The organism is Hyalangium minutum (genome assembly GCF_000737315.1).
Lineage (GTDB): Bacteria > Myxococcota > Myxococcia > Myxococcales > Myxococcaceae > Hyalangium > Hyalangium minutum.
Genome location: NZ_JMCB01000013.1, coordinates 183,810 through 201,305 on the forward strand (window position 1 = coordinate 183,810; position 17,496 = coordinate 201,305).

At 68.9% G+C, this 17,496-nt stretch carries 11 protein-coding genes; 8 read left to right on the plus strand and 3 right to left on the minus strand.

Features of this window, described 5'->3' with window-relative positions; all coding sequences use genetic code 11:
• Positions 1 to 49 precede the first annotated feature (49 nt).
• From DB31_RS29585 to DB31_RS29610, 6 genes are all read left to right on the plus strand, one after another.
• Complete coding sequence (locus tag DB31_RS29585) at positions 50 to 2,455, plus strand: CHASE2 domain-containing protein (protein ID WP_044193653.1); 2,406 nt, start codon at positions 50 to 52, stop codon at positions 2,453 to 2,455.
• 53 nt (positions 2,456 to 2,508) lie between these two features.
• Positions 2,509 to 3,159, plus strand: a complete 651-nt coding sequence (locus DB31_RS29590) for a Crp/Fnr family transcriptional regulator (protein WP_044193655.1) — start codon at positions 2,509 to 2,511, stop codon at positions 3,157 to 3,159.
• 1 nt (position 3,160) lies between these two features.
• Entirely contained in the window at positions 3,161 to 3,916 is a 756-nt protein-coding gene (locus DB31_RS29595; RefSeq protein ID WP_044193657.1) for an MBL fold metallo-hydrolase, read from the plus strand.
• Positions 3,917 to 3,977: 61 nt separating this feature from the next.
• Entirely contained in the window at positions 3,978 to 4,826 is an 849-nt protein-coding gene (accD, locus tag DB31_RS29600) for an acetyl-CoA carboxylase, carboxyltransferase subunit beta (protein ID WP_044193659.1), read from the plus strand.
• 290 nt (positions 4,827 to 5,116) lie between these two features.
• A complete protein-coding gene (locus DB31_RS45295) occupies positions 5,117 to 6,268 on the plus strand; it encodes a hypothetical protein (protein ID WP_052420345.1) in 1,152 nt (383 codons plus the stop codon).
• A 79-nt stretch (positions 6,269 to 6,347) separates the two neighbouring features.
• A complete protein-coding gene (locus tag DB31_RS29610) occupies positions 6,348 to 6,698 on the plus strand; it encodes a hypothetical protein (RefSeq protein ID WP_044193661.1) in 351 nt (116 codons plus the stop codon).
• A 174-nt stretch (positions 6,699 to 6,872) separates the two neighbouring features.
• On the opposite strand, the gene DB31_RS29615 is transcribed toward DB31_RS29610, so the two are convergent.
• From DB31_RS29615 to DB31_RS29625, 3 genes are all read right to left on the minus strand, one after another.
• Positions 6,873 to 7,700 (minus strand): C39 family peptidase, encoded by an 828-nt coding sequence (locus DB31_RS29615; protein ID WP_052420346.1) that lies wholly within the window; start codon positions 7,698 to 7,700, stop codon positions 6,873 to 6,875.
• Positions 7,701 to 7,962: 262 nt separating this feature from the next.
• Positions 7,963 to 9,339, minus strand: coding sequence for a sigma 54-interacting transcriptional regulator (locus DB31_RS29620; RefSeq protein WP_044193664.1), 1,377 nt, complete (start codon positions 9,337 to 9,339; stop codon positions 7,963 to 7,965).
• Positions 9,340 to 9,359: 20 nt separating this feature from the next.
• A complete protein-coding gene (locus DB31_RS29625; RefSeq protein ID WP_044193666.1) occupies positions 9,360 to 12,074 on the minus strand; it encodes a serine/threonine-protein kinase in 2,715 nt (904 codons plus the stop codon).
• A 246-nt stretch (positions 12,075 to 12,320) separates the two neighbouring features.
• On the opposite strand from DB31_RS29625, the gene DB31_RS29630 reads away from it, so the two are divergent.
• Both DB31_RS29630 and DB31_RS29635 read left to right on the plus strand, forming a co-directional pair.
• Complete coding sequence (locus DB31_RS29630) at positions 12,321 to 13,190, plus strand: lytic transglycosylase domain-containing protein (protein WP_083968822.1); 870 nt, start codon at positions 12,321 to 12,323, stop codon at positions 13,188 to 13,190.
• A 206-nt stretch (positions 13,191 to 13,396) separates the two neighbouring features.
• Positions 13,397 to 17,275: a DEAD/DEAH box helicase gene (locus DB31_RS29635; RefSeq protein ID WP_044193667.1), complete on the plus strand. Its 3,879-nt coding sequence runs from the start codon at positions 13,397 to 13,399 to the stop codon at positions 17,273 to 17,275.
• Positions 17,276 to 17,496: the final 221 nt, after the last annotated feature.

A 17,496-nucleotide genomic window follows, 5' to 3' on the forward strand; every position in this document is an offset into this window, starting at 1 on the left:
CCCGCCCTTGTCTCGGCCCAGAAGCGCAGGTGTCGTGTTTGCGGCTACCATGGCGCCTCACTTCCGGATGAAGAACTTTCTCTCGCGCCATCGCTTCGAGGTGCTCGCCCTCGGCCTCGCCGTCCTCTTCGGCTTCCTGCATGTGTGGGTGGATGACGCCCCCGTCATTGGCAGCCGGGTCGATGACAAGGCCGCGCCCCTGCTCATCCGGGCCCTCCAGGCCGCCGAAGGCCGCATCACTGATCTCCAGTTCGCTCTCCGAGGCCGCCGCCCCGCCCACCCGGATGTCGTCGTCGTCGCCGTGGACGAGAAGAGTGCCCAGCGTTACGGCCTCTGGCCCTGGCCGAGAGATCTCCTGGCCCGCGCAATGGACCGGCTCCGAGAGGCAGGGGCCGGGGCTGTCGGCCTCGACATGATCTTTGCCGACGAGGTGGTCGACCGGCGCGCCCAGGCCTACGCCGGAGCGCTCGAGGAGCTGGATCGGGCGCTCTCCCAGGGCTCCCCCGAGAGCGCCGCCGCCCTGGCCGCTTACCGCGAGGAACTGAGCCGGCGGGCCGCCGTCAACACGGACTCCATCCTCGCCGCGTCCCTCAACCGCTTCCCTCAGGTCGTCCAAGGCATCGTCGTCTATCCCCCGAAGGAACGGGCGCGGTTCGCCAGCAAGGCCGAGGAGTGGACCCGGCTCCTTGAACCTCACCTGATCCGCGAATTCCCGGGCGAGATCGCCGGGTCTTCACTCACGCACAAGGTAGACCTCGCCACGCTTCGCAGCTGGCGCATGGACTCCGCGCAGCTCCCGCTGTCCCTGTTCGCCGAGGCCAGCCGGCACCTGGGGTTCTTCAACTCCGCCGTGGATCCCGACGGCACCTTGCGCCGCATGCCCCTGTTCGCCTTGCTGGAGCGCCCGCGCGGGCTGGCCGTCTCGTTGGAGCTCCAGACGGCGGCCGCCTACCTGGGCGCCCAGGTCGAGCCGGTGGCAGACCCCGCCCAGAACCAAATCATCGGCGCCCGCTTCCGCCGCCCGGACGGAAAGCTGCTGCCCCTGCGCGTGCCCCTGCCGCACGACGAGCCCTTCTGGCTCATCAACTACCCGGGGCCTGCCAGCAGCTTCGTCACCCTGAGCCTGTCGGACGTGGTGGACGGCGCCTTTGACCCCGCGGCAGTGCGCGGCAAGGCGGTGCTCGTGGGCGTGACGCTGGTGGGCAACTACGACCAGCGCGTTACCCCCTTCAATGAATTCGAGTCCGGCGTCTACATCCACGCCGCCGCGCTCTCCAACATCCTCTCCCAGGACTTCCTCTTCCGGCCCCAGGAGACCCAGCCGCTCGAGCTACTCTTCATGCTCGGCACGGCCCTGCTATTGGCCCGCCTCCTGCCCCGGGTGCGCTTCGCCTGGAAGCTGGGCTCCGTGGCGCTGCTCATCACCGTGTGGCTCGTCGTGGATCAGGTTCTCTTCACCCGCGGCATCCAGGTGGCCACGGTGATGCCCCTGGTCAGCCTCATCACCTCGGCCTTCGCCGTCATCTTCCTGGGCTACTTCTCCGTGGATGCGGAGAAGGCCCAGCTGCACGCCGAGAAAGCCCGTCTGCGCAAGGCGTTCCAGCACTACCTGGACGCCAGCGTCATGGAGCAGGTGCTCGCCCACCCGGACAAGCTCAAGCTTGGCGGCGAGCGCAAGGAGCTCTCCGTTCTCTTCTCCGACATCCGCGGCTTCACCACGCTCTCCGAGCACATGACGCCCGAGCAGCTCGTCAGCTTCATCAACCAGTACCTCACCCCCATGACGGATGTCGTCTTCGCCCAAGGGGGGACGCTCGACAAGTACATCGGCGATGCGATCATGGCCTTCTGGGGCGCTCCGGTGGATCAGCCGGACCACGCCGTGCGTGCCTGCGCCGCTGCCCTGGGCTTCCTCGAGAAGCTCTCCGGCCTGCGGGCCCGCTGGCGCGCCGCCGGTCTGCCCGAGATGGACATCGGTGTGGGCATCAGCAGTGGCCTCATGAACGTGGGCCACATGGGCACCGAGAACCGCTTCAACTACACCGTCATGGGGGACGCGGTGAACCTCGCCTCGCGTCTCGAGGGCCTCAACAAGGCCTATGACACCCGCATCCTCATCTCCGCCGACACCTATGCCCAGGCGCGTGGCCATATTGCCGCCCGGCGGCTCGGAGTGGTCCGTGTCAAGGGAAAGCGCGAGCCCACCGACATCTACGAGCTGCGCGCCATGGGCACCCCCGTGGGCCCGGATGCCGAGGCCATCCAGGCTTTCGAGGCCGGTGTGGCCTGCTTCCTCGCCCGAGACTTCTCAACCGCTGAGATTCACTTCCGCCAGGTGGTGGCCCTCTGGCCCGAGGACGGGCCCAGCCTCCGCTACCTGGAGGAGATCAACACCCTGAAGTGGAACCGCCCCGGGCCCGACTGGGACGGGGTGTTCACCGCGACCACGAAGTAGGCCCCCATCTAAATTTGACCCCGAGGGTGGGGGCTGCTTGACTCGGTCTCCAGATGGGCGCCGAGGAAACCCTCTTTCAACGTTTCGGCAAGGAGTTCGCCAAGGGCACGGTCCTCTTTCAGGAGGGGGAGCCGGGCAAGGACATGTTCGTCCTTCAGTCCGGGAAGATCTCCATCTCCAAGAAGGTCCGTGACGTGGAGAAGGTCCTGGCCTTGTTGGGGCCTGGTGAGTTCTTCGGGGAGATGGCCATCATCTCCAACAAGCCGAGGAACGCCACCGCCACGGTGATGGAGGACGCCAAGCTCCTGGTCATCGACCCGAAGACTTTCGAGGCGATGATCCGCGGCAACGCCGAGATCGCCGTGCGGATGATCAAGAAGCTGGCCGAGCGCCTGTCCGAGGCGGACGCCCAGATCGAAAACCTGCTCCTGTCCGATCCGGCCAGCCGCGTGGTGCACCAGGTGCTCCAGGTCTGCCAGACGCGCGGCCGGCCCATGGAAGAGGGCATCGAGGTGGACTTCCCCGTGCGCGAGCTGCCCCGGCTCATCGGCGTGGGCGAGCCGGCCATCCGCCACATGCTGGACCGGCTCGAGCGGGCCGGACTCATCGAGCGCAGTGGTGACAGACTGACCGTGTATGACACGGCCCGGCTGCACGACTTCCTCCAGTATCTGGAGATGAAGTGGAAGTTCGGAGACCTCTAGGGTGAAGCTGCAAGTCCTCGGCTGTCACGGCGGCGAACTGCCCTCGTGCCGGACCACATGCTTCCTCGTGGATGACGTGCTCGCGCTGGACGCGGGCGCGCTCACGAGCACGCTCACGCTCGATCAGCTGTGCAAGGTGGACGACATCCTCGTCGGCCACAGCCACTTCGACCATGTGAAGGATCTGCCCCTGCTGGCGGATCTGGTGATTGGCCGCCGGGACTCGCCCGTCACCATTCACGCGTCGCGCGAGTGCGCCAAGGCGCTGCGCGACTACATGTTCAACAACTCGTTGTGGCCGGACTTCACCCGCATCCCCACGCGCAAAGAGCCGGTGCTCCGCATCAAGACGTTCCGCGCCGGGAGCACCTTCGAGGTCGGCCGCTACACCGTGCAGTCCATCCCCGTGAGCCACCCGGTGGAGTCCTGCGGCTTCGTCGTCTCCCATGGGGGCTCCTCCCTGGCCATGAGCGGCGACACCGGCCCCACCGACAAGCTGTGGCGGGCGCTCAACCAGGTGAAGAACCTCAAGGCGCTGCTGGTGGAGACCAGCTTCCCCAACGCGCTCCAGGAACTGGCGGACCTGTCCGGCCACCTCACGCCCAAGACGCTCCAGTCCGAGCTCACCAAGTTCCACCGCAACGGCGCCGAGGTGCTGCTGTACCACCTCAAGCCCGCCTTCGTGAGCCAGCTCAAGCGCGAGCTGGCAGGACTCCCCGTGGAGATCCTTGAACTCGGAGATACCTTCGAGTTCTGACGGGGTGCGTTGTACCGGAAGGGTTGACGGCCGCCCCCGGCCAGATTAACCCCGCGCCTCCATGGCATGGTTCTCCAAGAAGCCCCGTATTTCGACGCGTCAGGAGCCCTCTCAGGAGGAGCCCTCTCGCATGCAAGGCCTCTGGGCCAAGTGCGAGAGCTGTGACGAGATCATCTATCGCCAGGAGCTGGAGAAGAACTGGATGGTGTGCCCGCACTGCGAGCACCACCACCCCTGGACGGCGCGCTCCCGGCTGGCCGGCCTCCTGGACCCCGACACCTTCGAGGAGTTCGACAAGGAGCTGGAGCCCCAGGACCCGCTCGGGTTCGCCGACAGCAAGAAGTACAAGGACCGGCTGAAGTCCACCCGCAAGAACCTGGGCGAGAACGACGCCTTCATCTCCGGCGTGGGCCGCATCGACGGCCACCAGATCTCCGTGGGCTGCTTCCTGTTCGAGTTCATGGGCGGCTCCATGGGCTCGGTGGTGGGTGAGAAGGTGACCCGCGTCTTCGAGCGCGCCCACGAGCTCAAGTGCCCGGCGCTGCTGTTCTCCGCCTCGGGCGGCGCGCGCATGCAGGAGGGCATCTTCTCCCTCATGCAGATGGCCAAGACGTCCGCGGCCATTGCCCGCTTCCGCACCGGCAACAAGCCCTACATTTCCGTACTTCTGCACCCGACGACGGGCGGCGTGGCGGCCTCGTTCGCGTGGCTGGGGGACATCATCCTGGCCGAGCCCAAGGCGCTCATCGGCTTCGCGGGTCCCCGCGTCATCGAGCAGACCATCCGCCAGAAGCTCCCCGAGGGCTTCCAGCGCTCCGAGTTCCTCCTGGAGCACGGGATGATTGACGCCATCGTCGCCCGCAAGGACTTGCGGACGAAGCTCGGCCAGGTGCTCGGGCTGGTGGGCTGAGGCGTTTTCCCGAGGGGGCCCAGCCCCCTTGGTGACTGGACTCATCAGCCGATGACTGGAGTCCCACGGCACAGGGGCCCCCGGCTGATGACTGGAGTCCCGGGAAGCCCTCCCGGGAGGTGAACCGGAAGCCCCTCGAAACCGGCGGCTTCCGAGCGTTCCCCTCTGAAAAGGGCTCCGTCAGGTGGCGACTGTGGGAGGCCGGAGCCGTTGGCACACCTCCTGCTCTAGCTCATGCACGTCAACTACCCGCTCTCGCCTCCCCCGAGAGCATGACCCCTGAGGACGCCATGACCACGATCGCCGCCAACGCCCCCCGCATCCAGCGCTCCAACTCTGCTCCCGTCGCCGCCCCCGCGGCCAAGCCGGAGCTGAGCCGCACCAACAGCGCGCCGGGCAAGCTGCAGACCCCGGCGGCCACGGCGGCCCAGGCTCCCGCGGCTCAGGCCAAGCCCGCTGCCGCCTCCGGCATCGGCGCGAAGATTGGCGACAGCTTCAGCAAGGCCGGTGGCTCGGTGAAGGGCTGGTACAACGACTCGTCCAACCGCCTCACCACCAGCCACCAGAACGGCGGCACGGGCGTGGTGGGCCGGGGACTGGCGGGAGCGGGTCTGGCGGGCGGGCTGGCCGGCATCGGCTCCAACGGCAAGGGCCTGGTGGACGCCATCAAGAATGGAGAGGGTGGCCACGCCATCGCGGAGAACGCGCTGGGGCTGGGCCGCAGCATCCTGGGCGCGGCCAAGGGCGGGCTGGACACGGCGGCCGCGTTCACCTCGGCCAAGGACTTCGGCAAGCTGGCCGAGGCGGCCAAGGGCGCGGTGGCGGGCAAGGGCGGAGCGTTCGCGGGCGCCATCGCCAACGCGGCGGCCGAGGCGGCGCACAAGGGCGGCCCGCTGCGTCACGCGGACGCGATGGCCTCGGTGCTCAAGGAGAAGGGCGGGGTGGGCGGGCTGATGGCCGGAGGGAAGATGGCGGTGGCGGACCTGCTGCGTCAGGGCGGCTTCGCCGGAGCGGCCGGGAAGATTGAGAAGGGCGTCATCCAGTCGGGGACGAAGGTGGTGGGCAACGCGATTGACGCGGCGCAGCTGACCAAGGGCGCTGGCGCGGCCCTCAAGGGGATTGAGGCGGGGGCCAAGGGCGTGGGCACGGCGGCGAAGGTGGCCGGCCGCTTCGCGCCGGGCCTGAACATCGGCATCGCGGCGCTGGACGCGGGCATCGCCGCGCGCACCTGGGCCGACCCCAAGTCGAGCACGGCGGCGAAGGTGACCTCCACCATCACGGCCGCTGGCTCTGCCGCCGCCGCCACCAACATCCCGATCGTCTCGCAGATCGGCGCGGGCATCTCCGCGGTCTCCTCCATCACCGGCATGGCCATCGAGAACGCCGGGAAGATCAAGGAGGGCTTCAGCAAGCTGGGCGACAAGATCAAGAGCCTCTTCTAATCCCTGTCGTACCTACACCCACCCTCCAGGAGGAGTTCACCACGAACGCCATGCTCGTTCCCGAGCTGGCTGATGTGAGGTGAGGGCGCCGCAGGTCAAGGCGCTCTCGCTGGAGGGATTGGAAGCAGCCGAGGACGTTGAGCAGCACTTCCTCTCCGAGCCGGTGGCTTGGAGGCAGGAGGTGCTGCTGCACGTTGCGGGCTTCTCGAGCGGCCGCCTCATCCCCTTTAGCGCCCGTGAGTCGCTCGTCGGCCACCTGCCCAACGAGATGGCGGTGGTGGACCTCACGCTGCCAGCCAAGCACTCCCGCTCGCTTCGTGGTTCGGGTGTTGGACGAGGTGGCCGCGTGCACCCAGGTGAAGAGCCCCGCCGGGCTCGTGGACCAGAAGATCCTCGTGCCCAGGAGCGCCAGCGAAGGCGCCTGGGATGATGAACCGGGCGCAGGTCCGCTTCGAGCGCGCTCAAGCCAAGCCGCTGAATGCACCGGGCCGGGAGGCACGCCCGAAGGGCGCCAAAAAACAACGGACCGGCGGAGCGCTGAGGCTCCACCGGTCCGCTTGTCTGACAGGTTGGGCTGAGGTTCCGCCGGCAGGGCGCCTGCGGACTAGGAGGACTCGCGGCCGAAGGTCTCCGCCGCCTTGGAGCCGCCACCGTCGTTGGCGTTCAGCGGCACCGTCAGGGCCGCGTTCGACTGGGCCAGGGCCTCGGCGGAGGTCGCGCCCTTCGCGTCCTCCACGAGCATCATTCCGCCGCTGTTGTGCTTGAACCAGTTCTGATCCACGGCGTTGGTCAGGTGGTTGAAATCCACCCCGTAGCTGGAGCCGGTGGCCGGATCCTTCACCGTGTAGTTGCCCTTGTCGTCCTTGCCGTCGACCACCACCCAGTGCGCGCCACCGGTCTTGCTCGGGTCGCTGCCCGGGGTGATCTGCGCGGAGTCCACCATGGCCATCAGCTTGCCGCCCTTCTTCAGGGTCTCGTCCACGGTGGTCTGGTCGAACTTGAAGGCCGCCTGGTTCACCTTCATGCCCTCGCTGCCCAGCATCTTGGCGAGCTCCTGGGCCGAGGTGCCCTTGCCGTCGGTGAACTGGGACTCGAGCTGCGCCATCCGCTGCTCGGCCGAAACCCCCGCCACCTGGCCGCGCGAGCCGGCCGCCATCACCGCCGCCGCAGCGCCACAGTTGGTATCCGTGGTCTGCTGGATCACCGGAGCCGAGCCCGAGGGCGGCAGGGCATCCGCCGAGAACTTCGCCGACCACTCCTGCTGCTGCGTGGAGGCCTGCTCGAAGCCATCCTGGAAGGAGACCGGGGTGGCCGGGGCCTGGGGAGCGGTGGGAGCAGCCGCGGGCGTGCTCTGCGGCGCGACGGGTGCGCTGGTGTCCTGACGAAGCTGCTGCAGCGCGCGGAAGATGCTGGACGTGATCGAAGTGCTCACGGTGCTCTCCTGGAGGTAAGGTGCACGGCGGGTGCTGAATTATCGGGAGGAGGCCTCAAAAAGTTTCCTCTTCCCGCATTCCCTGGCTGTCAGGGCTTGAGGAGTGCCTATATCAAAAGGTGTGCCAGGGGGGGGTAAGAATTAAAAAGTGGGAGGCCATTGGAAATTCAGGCGCTTGGCTCCCACATGCCGAGAGCCCCCCCGATGACACCACCCATCAGCTGATGACTGCCGTCATCAGCCCGGCTGCCTCGGGAGGCGCTTATTCCTGATGACCCGCGTCATCACCCGCGCCGCCCGTGGCTTTCTGATCCAGCCCGTGCTTGCGAAGGAGTTTGCGGAGATAGACGCGGTCGATGCCGGCCTCGCGGGAAGCCCGGGAGATGTTGCCCTCGCAGCGCTCGATGAGGCCCTTGAGGTAGTCGCGCTCGAAGCCCTCGATGAGCTTCTCCTTGGCTTCCTTGAAGGGCAGGTCCAGATCGGGCCCGGTGCCCTTGTTGGCGCCCTCGCCCGGCAGCGGGTCCATGGCCGGGAGGGCCTCTTCGCCCAGGCTGACCACCTGCTCCACCACGTTGCGCAGCTCGCGCACGTTGCCGGGCCACGGGTACTGGGCCAGCAGGGCCCGCGTCTGGTCCGACAGAGCGCTGGGAGGCCGGCCGCTGAGCTCCAGCATGGTGTCGATGAGCAGCGGGATGTCTTCGGGCCGCTCGCGCAGGGGGGGCAGGGTGACGCGCAGCACCGCGAGCCGGTGGAACAAGTCCCGCCGGAACTTCCCCGCCTGCACCGCGCCCTCCAGGTCCACGTGCGTGGCGGCGATGACGCGCACGCTCACGGTGCGGTAGTCGTTGGCGCCCACCCGCTTCACCTGGCGGCGCTCCAGCACGCGCAGCAGCCGGGGCTGGATGTCCATGGGCAGCTCGCCAATCTCATCCAGGAAGACGGTGCCCCCGTTGGCCCGCTCGAAGGCTCCGGCGCGGTCGCCCTGGGCGCCGGTGAAGGCGCCTTTGACGTGGCCGAACAGCTCGGACTCGACGAGCGAGGGGGGGACGCCCGCCAGATCCACGATGACGAAGGGGCCTTCCTTGCGGGGGCTCTCGGTGTGGAGGGCCTCGGCACAGCCTTCCTTACCAGTGCCCGTCTCGCCCTGGATGAGGACGTCCGCGCCACCGGCGGCCATGCGCTCCAGCAGGGTGAAGGCCTCGCGCATCTTCCGGCTGGCGCCCACCAGGCCGCCGAAGCGGTTGCGCGAGGACAGCAGCAGCGAGCGCTCCCGGGTGTCCTCGGGGGCGATCTTGATCTCGGTGTTGCCCAGGGTGATGACGCTGCCTGGGCGCAGGTCCATCTGGGAGAAGCGCAGCCCCTCGTAGAAGGAGCCGTTGCGGGACTCCATGTCGATGGCCCGGACGGACTCTTCGCCGACCTCCAGCTTCAGGTGCTGGCGCGAGATGGCTTTGTCGGTGAGGACGACGTCACACGTCGGGGCCTTGCCGATGACGTACTCGCGGGGTTCGAGCGTGAGGTTGTGCCCAGCCTCGGGACCCGAGAGCACCACCAGCTTCAGGCGCACACGGCCCGCCCTGGCTCGGTGCAGGGTGGCTGTTGGATCCAGGTTCTCTTCGTCTTCTTGGGACTCCGCCACGGGTAGGGATGCTAACACGCTCACGGGCGCGCGGCAGCCACGGACTTCAGCCAGGTGTCCACCTCGGTCACGCGGGCGGGTTGCCCGGCCTGGGAGAAGCGCTCGCGCGCCCGGGTTGCCTCGCTCCGGGCTTGCGTGGACTGCCCGGAGCGCCAGAGCGCTTGGGCCAGGGTGAAGCCTGTCTGCGCCAGGTAGGAGTCCGGTGCCGACGTGATGGAGAGGGCATTGCGCAGGGCCTCGATGCCCTCGGGCACCCGCCCCAGCCCGAGCAGCGCCTGTCCCACACCATCATAGGAGTACTGGAGCAGCTCGGAGTCCGCAGGCAGGGTTTGCTTGCGGGCCGCGAGGGTCTCCTCATACAGCTTCAGCGCCTCCTCATAGCGCCCCAGCCCCAGCAGGCACATGCCCACCTCGTCCTGGGCGACGGCGAAAGGGAAGCTCTTGGGGCCGAGGGTGGCCTTGGCGATGTCCGCCGCCGCGCGTGCGTGCTCCAGCGCCCGGGCGTAGTCCTTCTGCTGCCGGAGGGCCCAGGAGAGCGTGCCGTGGCGTCGCGCCATGTCCGGGTGCAGCGCGCCCACGGACGCCTCCGTCTGCTTCAGCGCCTCCTCGAGCATCACGACTGCCTGCGAAGTCTCGCCCATCTCGTTCAGCACCCGCCCCAGCAGGAAGGTGGTCCGCGCTCGCTTGGGGTGCCCCGGTGCCAGCGCCCGCGCCTGCAGCGCTCGGGCCTGCTCCAGCAGCGTGCGCGCCTCCGCGAAGGCGCTCTGGGACATGGCCAGGTTGGCTTGGTTCACCCGGACATCCGCCTCCAGCAGGGGATCGCCGCCCAGGCGCCGGATCGTCGCCTCCGCCAGCTGTCCCCACCCGGTGGCCTGCCCAAAGTGCTTCTGGCCGTCCTCCACGAAGAGCAGCTTGTTGAGGATGGCGACCTTCAGCCGGTCCTCCCGCCCGGCCTCGGCGTCGAAGATGGCCTGGGAGAGCAGCTGGGCCGCCTCGGGCGAGTGGCCGAGCTGCTCCTGGATCCACCCCAGGTGGAAGCGCAGCTCGGACATGAGGGGCAGGTAGCCGGTGGCCAGCACGGGCGCCTCCAACTGTCGTGCCTCCTCCTGCGCAGCGGGGTAGCGGCCCGCGTCCACCCGCGCCCTCACCTCCGCCAGCCGCTCCTCGAGCCGATCAATCTCCGCGCGCTTGGCCGGATCCGTGGGGCGCCCCTGCTGGTCCGCGAGCGCCTCCACGTCCTCGCACTCCTGGAGCTGAGGCAGCGCGTGCGCCGCATCCAGGGCCTTCTCCACCAGGGCTCCGTCCGCTCCGGACAGCAGGTCCACCGTGGCCCGCATGTTCTTGCGTCGCCGCTCCAGGCACACCACCCGCCGGGCGAGCAGCTCCTCGGGCTGCGTCCCGCGCTTGCGGGAGGCCTCGCACACCGCGGTGTTCTGCCGCTTCCACTCCGTCGCGTAGCCCTCCAGCACCTGCACCACGCGCGAGGCTGTCTCCGCCGCGAAGGGCCGGTCCGTGGCCGCGAATGCCGCCTCCAGCTTCTGGCGCGCCGCGGGGCTCCAGATCTGCTCCATGGGCGCCCCTGCGCCCGCACACGCCTGGGACTGGTGGTACACGCCCCCGGCCATCACCGACAGCCCCGCCACCGTCGCGACAGCCACCCCGGCCCAGAGCCGCCGCTGGGCCCGGCGCTGCTCCTGGGAGAGCGCCTGCAGCAGCTCCTTCATGGAAGGGAAGCGGGCCCCGGACTCCAGCGCCAGGCCGCGCAGCACCGCCTGCTTCACCCACGCCGGCACCTTCACGTCGCGGGGTGGCTCCTGGATGAGCACCTCGGCCTTGGGGAGCTTCTTGGAATGGGAGCCCGGCGGCGTCAGCGGCTGGGTGCCTTCCGGGGTGATCGGCTTGGGAGGAGGCTGGGAGGCCAGGTGGGAGTGCAGCCGGTCGGGATCAAAGGCCCGCTGGCGGTAGAGCCCCCAGTAGAGCGCGGCGCAGAAGCTGAACTGGTCCGAGCGCGCATCCAGCTCGGAGTCCATCATCTGCTCCGGGGACATATAAGCAGGCGTCCCCATCACCATGCCCACCTCGGTGATGGTGGTCTCCAGCATCCGGCGATCCGCGGACAGCTGCCGGGCCTGCTCGGGCAGCGGCTCCTCCCGCCGGGGAGCGCCCACCTGCCGGGCCAAGCCGAAGTCGGTGACGTAGACGCGCCCGTTGCGGCTCAGCAGCACGTTGGCGGGCTTGAAGTCCCGGTGCACCAGCCCGGCCTCGTGGGCGGCCTGCAGTCCCTGCCCGGCGGCCAGGAACTTCTCCAGCACCTCGCGCCAGGGATGCCCCCCCTCCTGCTGCAGCCAGGCGCTCAGCGTGCCCCCGTCCACCAGCTCCATGGCGAGGAACACCTGATCGCCCCACACGCCCACATCGAAGATGGGGATGACGTTGGGGTGGGAGACGCGCGCCATGGCCTGCGCCTCGCGCAGCAGCCGGGCCCGCGCCTCCTCCGAGTCCGTCTGGATGTCCGGCCGCAGCAGCTTGAGGGCGACCTTGCGCTCCAGGTCCGGATCATAGGCGGCGTAGACCACGCCCATGCCGCCCTCACCGAGCCGCTTGAGCAGCAGGTAGCGGCCCACCTGCGACATGGGCTGTACCGCCTCACGCGCGGGCCCCACCTTGGCGCTTGGGGGGTCCGCGAGAGGGGTGCGCGTGTCGTCACCGACACTCCCGGTGTCTGGGTCACTCATTCCGGGGTGCATCTATCCCATGGATTCCGCTCGGTGTGCCACCTGGTGACAGGACTCATCACGTGGGGCTGGCGTCACCAGGGCTGCTCCTCGGGGAGCCCAGGGAGCGGCCGGGACTGGCGTCATCAGGCCGCCGGGCCTTCCCCAGGGAAACCGGGTTGGCACGGCTGATGCTGTAGGGAGAAATGCCAGCAACGAGGCACTCCTCCTCCCCCAACCTTCCTCCTTTCTGAAAAGGACCCCGTCATGAACGTCTCCAACCTCCGCCAGAACCCGAGCCTTCAGACCCTGGATTCCTCTTCCTTCCGCCGCGGTGGTGTCGAGCAGGGCGGCCTCAAGGGCCTCTTCGGCAAGGGTGGCGGGCTGCAGGAGCTCATCAAGGGCACCCAGGACCTGCTGAAGTCGCTCCAGGCGGTCGAGAAGCTGATGCAGGGCATGAAGACGGGCGGGATGCAGAAGGCCGCCTCGCCGTCGCAGGGGTGCTCGCCGTCTCCGTTCTCGCAGAGCAGCTTCGCTCCATCCGCGGGCAAGGCGCCCGTGGAGCTCAACCCGAGCGCCAGCGGCCCGAGCAGCATGGGCGGCACGGGCAGCGCGGGTGGCTCGAGCAGCGTGGGCTCCGGCGCGGGCATCTCGGGTGACGCGAAGCTGGGCGGCGGCTTCCCCTCGGCCTTGGGCCAGTACAAGAACGCCATCGAGTCCGCGGCGGCCAAGACGGGCGTTCCGGCCTCCATGCTCGCCGCGCAGATCTGGCAGGAGTCCCGCGGCAACCTGGGCGCCACCTCGACCAACGGCGGCAACGGCCTGACGGACACGGGGCTGATGCAGATGAACCCCAACACCTTCAAGGAGCTGCAGGGCAAGTACCCGGAGCTGCAGGGCAAGAACCTGGCGGATCCGGAGACGAACATCCTGGCCGGCGCCTACTACATGAAGGACATGAAGGAGCAGTTCGGGAACTGGGATCTGGCGCTGCGCGCGTACAACTCGGGCCCCAACGGCGTGGACCGCAGCAACCCGAACGCCATCCCCGCGGGCACCGGTGACGCCACCTACGTGCAGAAGGTGAAGCAGTTCGCGGAGACGATCGCCTCGGGCAAGGGCACGCTGCCCGCGTAGTACCGCACAGAGAGCGCGGCAAAAAGGCGGGTTCACGTTGCATGAGGATGCCCGATGCCGGGTTCCTCGCAGCGTGGACCCGCTGCCGCATTTCGAGGCTCACTCCGGAACGGGGGATTCGCCTGGCTGGACGGCCGCCGGGGGAGCGCCTGCCCTGTGCAAATCCGCCCATCCGGCGCGCTCGGCGCGGTTAGAGTCTGCGGCCCATGTCGTTGCCCACGCTGCTCACCGCCGAGAACCTCCGCGCAACCGCGGGGAGCGCATTTGCGCGAGGCGAGGTGTACTGGCGTGAGGGGCGCGTGCTGTCCTGCGTCCTGGAGAACGACGCGCTCGATGGGCTGGTGGAGGGCACGGCGAAGTACCGCGTCCGGGTGACGGCTCCTGGCGGAGTGCTCGTCGCCCACTGCACGTGTCCGGTGCGGGATGCGGTCTGCAAGCATGCGGTCGCGCTCAGCCTCTCCTTCCTGGCACAGCGCGGAGCGGTGCTCGAGCCGCCGCGCGAGGCCGCCGTCGTGGTGCCGTCTCAGGAAGGGCCGTTCGCGACGCGGGACGCGCTGGATCGCTGGGCGGAGGAGCACGAGGTCCGCCATGCGCTCGCGGTCTCCGTGGCCGTGCTCTTTCCGGAGCTGCCCATCAATGAGGCGCAGCGCCAAGGGCTCCAGCATGTGCTGAACGGACTGGCGCTGAGGGACGTGGGCTCGCGGGACGGGGCGCTTCGCTATGTCGGCGCGCGCGGGAGAGGCCTGGAGACAGCGCTGACCGAAGCGGCGTGGGCATACCTGCAGCAGGAGGCGCACGCCGTCCGGCAGGGGCTCACCGAGGAGGCCGCGCGCCGCGAGTCCCACCCGGACGAGGTGCTGGCGCCGCTGTGGACCCGCCTGCTCGAGGTGCGCCGCACGCTCAGGCCCCATGCAGCTCCACGCTCTCGGGAGCGGCGGGCCTTGGGGACATGGAGCTTCGATGCGGCTGCGTGCGTGCTCACGTGGAGGGAGCGCGATCGCGTGGTCCGTGGCGGTCCGGACTACGGCACCATCGGAGTCTTGACGCGGCTCACCTTCCCCGGGGGGTACGAAGGGCGGGTGGAGTGCAGCTGTGCGACCCGGCAGCGGGGGTGCGTGCATGCGCTGGCGCTCGTGGACACCACCCTCGATGTCCTGGACGACAGCGCGCGGAACGCGGAGGCGCGAAGGATCGCCGAGGAACTCCTTCGCCCGAGCTGGGCGCGCGCGCTGAAGGAACTCGAGCTGTTCGAGGAAGAGTCGGCCAAGCCTCGGCCCAGCATCGAGGTGTGGTGGTGCATCGAGCAGGAACTGGGCACGCAGTCCGTGTCGCCCGTCGTGAAGAAGCAGACCCGCCGGGGCATCATGAGCGCAGGTGCGAGGATGACCGCGGCGCGCCTGCTCGAAGAGCACCGCGAGCTTCTCTCCGAGACCGATCTTCGGGTCGCCGAGCAGCTGGCTTCATGGGCCCCGGCGTCCCGTGCCGCTGGGACATACCCTTCACGGGCATTCGCAGGGCTGGTCGGGCACCCACGGGTGTTGCTCGAGTTCCGCCCCGAGGAGCCCATCGAGGTGAAGCGCGTGCGGCTGGGGTTCACCGCGCTCTCCGCCGATAACCACATTCGCCTGGAGCCCTCCATCGAGGGCGAGCGCTTCAGCCCGAAGCTGCTGGGAGCCCTGCTGCGTGCGTTCGCGCCGGGGGAACCGCTGGTCACGGTGGAGGAGCAGCGGAACCGGTGCCTGCTGATCGATGTGAACTCCGAGGCGCGGCAGATCTGGAACGTGCTGGAGAAGCACGGAGACCAGTTCCCTCCCGAGAGCCATGAGCAGCTGCTGGAGCGCCTGTCCCGGCTCGAAGCGCGGTTGCCGCTCGTGGTCCCGCCCACGCTGAAGGGGCGCGAGCTCTCGTCCGAGACGACCACCGTCGTTCGTCTGCGCCTGCTCCCGGACGTGTCGCTGGAGCTGGAATTGCTCGTTCGGCCGGGGCCAGGGGCTCCGCTGTTCCATCCCGGCGTGGGTCCGAGAGACGTGCTTCTCACTCGCAACGGTGAACGCGGCTACGTGCGCCGTCAGCTGATCCAGGAGGAGCAGCGGGCTCGCGCGGCGATTGCCCCACTGCCGCTCGAGGGCGCGGAGGAGGGGCCGCCGTTCTGCTTCCGGATGGGGGACACGGAGTCCGCGCTGCGGCTCGTCGCGGCCCTCCAGAAGCCGCTGCCGGGAGTGGAGGTGGAGTGGCTCGACGATAAGCCGTTCGTTGCTTCGGCTGCGGGCCCGGAGTCCTTGAAGGTCGTGATCGAGCGCAAGCGGGACTGGTTCGGCATCAACGGGGATCTGAAGGTCGAGGCGGGGCGCATCGAGCTGGCTGTCCTCCTGGATGCGGCCCGGCGGCAGAAGCGCTTCGTGCGCGTGGATGCCCATCGGTGGGTCGAGCTCAGCGACACTTTGCGGAACCGCCTGCTCGCGGTGGCCGATCACACCTTCCTGGGCAAGAACCGCGCGGAGCTCTCTCCAGGAGCGGTCTCGGCGATCAGCGCGTTGCTGGAGGCGGGGGCCGACGTCCAGGCCGCGCCCGCGTGGCAGTTGATGACGGATCGTCTCGCCGCGTCGCTGTCGCTCAAGCCGAAGCCTCCCTCGTCGCTGGGGACCACGCTGCGCGACTACCAGGTGGAGGGCCATGCGTGGCTCAGCCGCGTGGCGGCCTGGGGAGCGGGAGCGTGCCTCGCGGATGACATGGGGCTCGGGAAGACGGTGCAGGCGCTGTCGGTGATGATCGAACGCTCGCGGCTCGGTCCGGCCCTGGTGCTCGCGCCGACCTCGGTGGCCTTCAACTGGACGCAGGAGATCCAGCGCTTCGCGCCCACCCTGCGGCCCGTGCTCTACGCGGAGCAGCCGGATCGGGCGAAGTGCTTGGCGAAGCTCAAGAAGACCGACGTGCTCATCGTCAGCTACGGCTTGCTGGTGCGCGACGTGGCGAGCCTCAGCACGCTCTCATTCGCCACGCTCGTCGTCGATGAAGCGCAGGCGTTGAAGAACCCGAGCACCCGGCGGGCCCGGGCCGCGCGGCAGCTGAACGCGGGCTTTCGGATCGCGCTCTCGGGGACGCCGCTGGAGAACCACCTCGGCGAGCTGTGGAGCCTCTTCACGATCGTCTTCCCGGGTCTCTTGGGGAGCTGGGAGCAATTCCGAGAGCGCTTCGCCTCGCCCATCGAGCGGGGCAAGGATCCCACCGCGAGCGCGGCGCTCTCCCGGGTGATCCAGCCGTTCCTGCTGCGGCGGACCAAGCAAGAGGTGGCGCGCGAGCTGCCGCCGAGGACGGAGATCCAGGTCCCCGTGGCGCTCTCCGAGGAGGAGTGGACGCTATACGAGGACGCGCGGCTGGCGGCGGTCGCGGAGCTCAGCAAGCAGGGCAAGGGGCTGCGCACCGAGCAGCAGCGCTTCCAGGTGCTCGCGGCGATCACCCGGCTGAGGTTGCTTGCGTCTCACCCGCGGCTCTACGACGGGCAGTCGAAGCTCGCGTCCTCGAAGATGCGGCGTCTGCTGGAGTTGCTGGAAGAACTGCGGAGCGAGGGCCACCGGGCGCTCGTGTTCAGCCAGTTCACCTCACACCTCGAGCTCGTCCGCGAGGAACTGGATCGCGCCGGCTTCACGTACCAGTACCTCGATGGCGCGACGCCTGCGGCGACCCGAGCGAAGCGGATTCAGGACTTCCAGGAGGGGGCAGGGGAGATGTTCCTGATCTCGCTCAAGGCGGGAGGTACGGGCATCAACCTCACGGCTGCGGACTACGTCATCCACTTGGATCCCTGGTGGAACCCGGCGGTGGAGGATCAAGCGACGGATCGCGCCCACCGCATCGGCCAGACGCGGCCGGTGACGGTGTACCGGCTGATCGCCCGCGGTACGATCGAGGAGCAGATCCTCTCGCTGCACTCGGACAAGCGCGCGTTGGTGGCGGGAGTGCTGGAGGGGACGGATGTGGCGGCGCGGCTGACGACAAAGGATCTGCTCGCGCTACTGGCGGGGGGCGACTCTCCTCGCGAGCGGCAGGACGACGGGGAAGAACCCCGGGCCCGAACGGTGCACTGATCGTCCCTAGGCAGTCCTCATCCAGTGAGGCCGGAGAGGCGCAGGATGGCCACGACGAGGCCCGTGAGTCCGAGGAGCAGTCCGAACAGAGCCGCCCCTGCGGCATCGAGCTTCTTCCAGGTCCATGGAGTGTCCATACCCGGCTCCAGTCCGTGCCAAACGGGTCTGACAACCAGACCGGTTGCCGCTACGAACGAGCAGTGGGCCCCCTGGCGGCGGCG

Coding starts and splice junctions, on each gene's coding strand:
- DB31_RS29635 (WP_044193667.1), top strand. CDS start 13,397: ATGTCGTTGCCCACGCTGCTCACCGCCGAGAACCTCCGCGCAACCGCG.
- DB31_RS45295 (WP_052420345.1), top strand. CDS start 5,117: ATGACCACGATCGCCGCCAACGCCCCCCGCATCCAGCGCTCCAACTCT.
- DB31_RS29585 (WP_044193653.1), top strand. CDS start 50: ATGGCGCCTCACTTCCGGATGAAGAACTTTCTCTCGCGCCATCGCTTC.
- DB31_RS29630 (WP_083968822.1), top strand. CDS start 12,321: ATGAACGTCTCCAACCTCCGCCAGAACCCGAGCCTTCAGACCCTGGAT.
- DB31_RS29590 (WP_044193655.1), top strand. CDS start 2,509: ATGGGCGCCGAGGAAACCCTCTTTCAACGTTTCGGCAAGGAGTTCGCC.
- accD (WP_044193659.1), top strand. CDS start 3,978: ATGGCATGGTTCTCCAAGAAGCCCCGTATTTCGACGCGTCAGGAGCCC.
- DB31_RS29625 (WP_044193666.1), bottom strand. CDS start 12,074: ATGAGTGACCCAGACACCGGGAGTGTCGGTGACGACACGCGCACCCCT.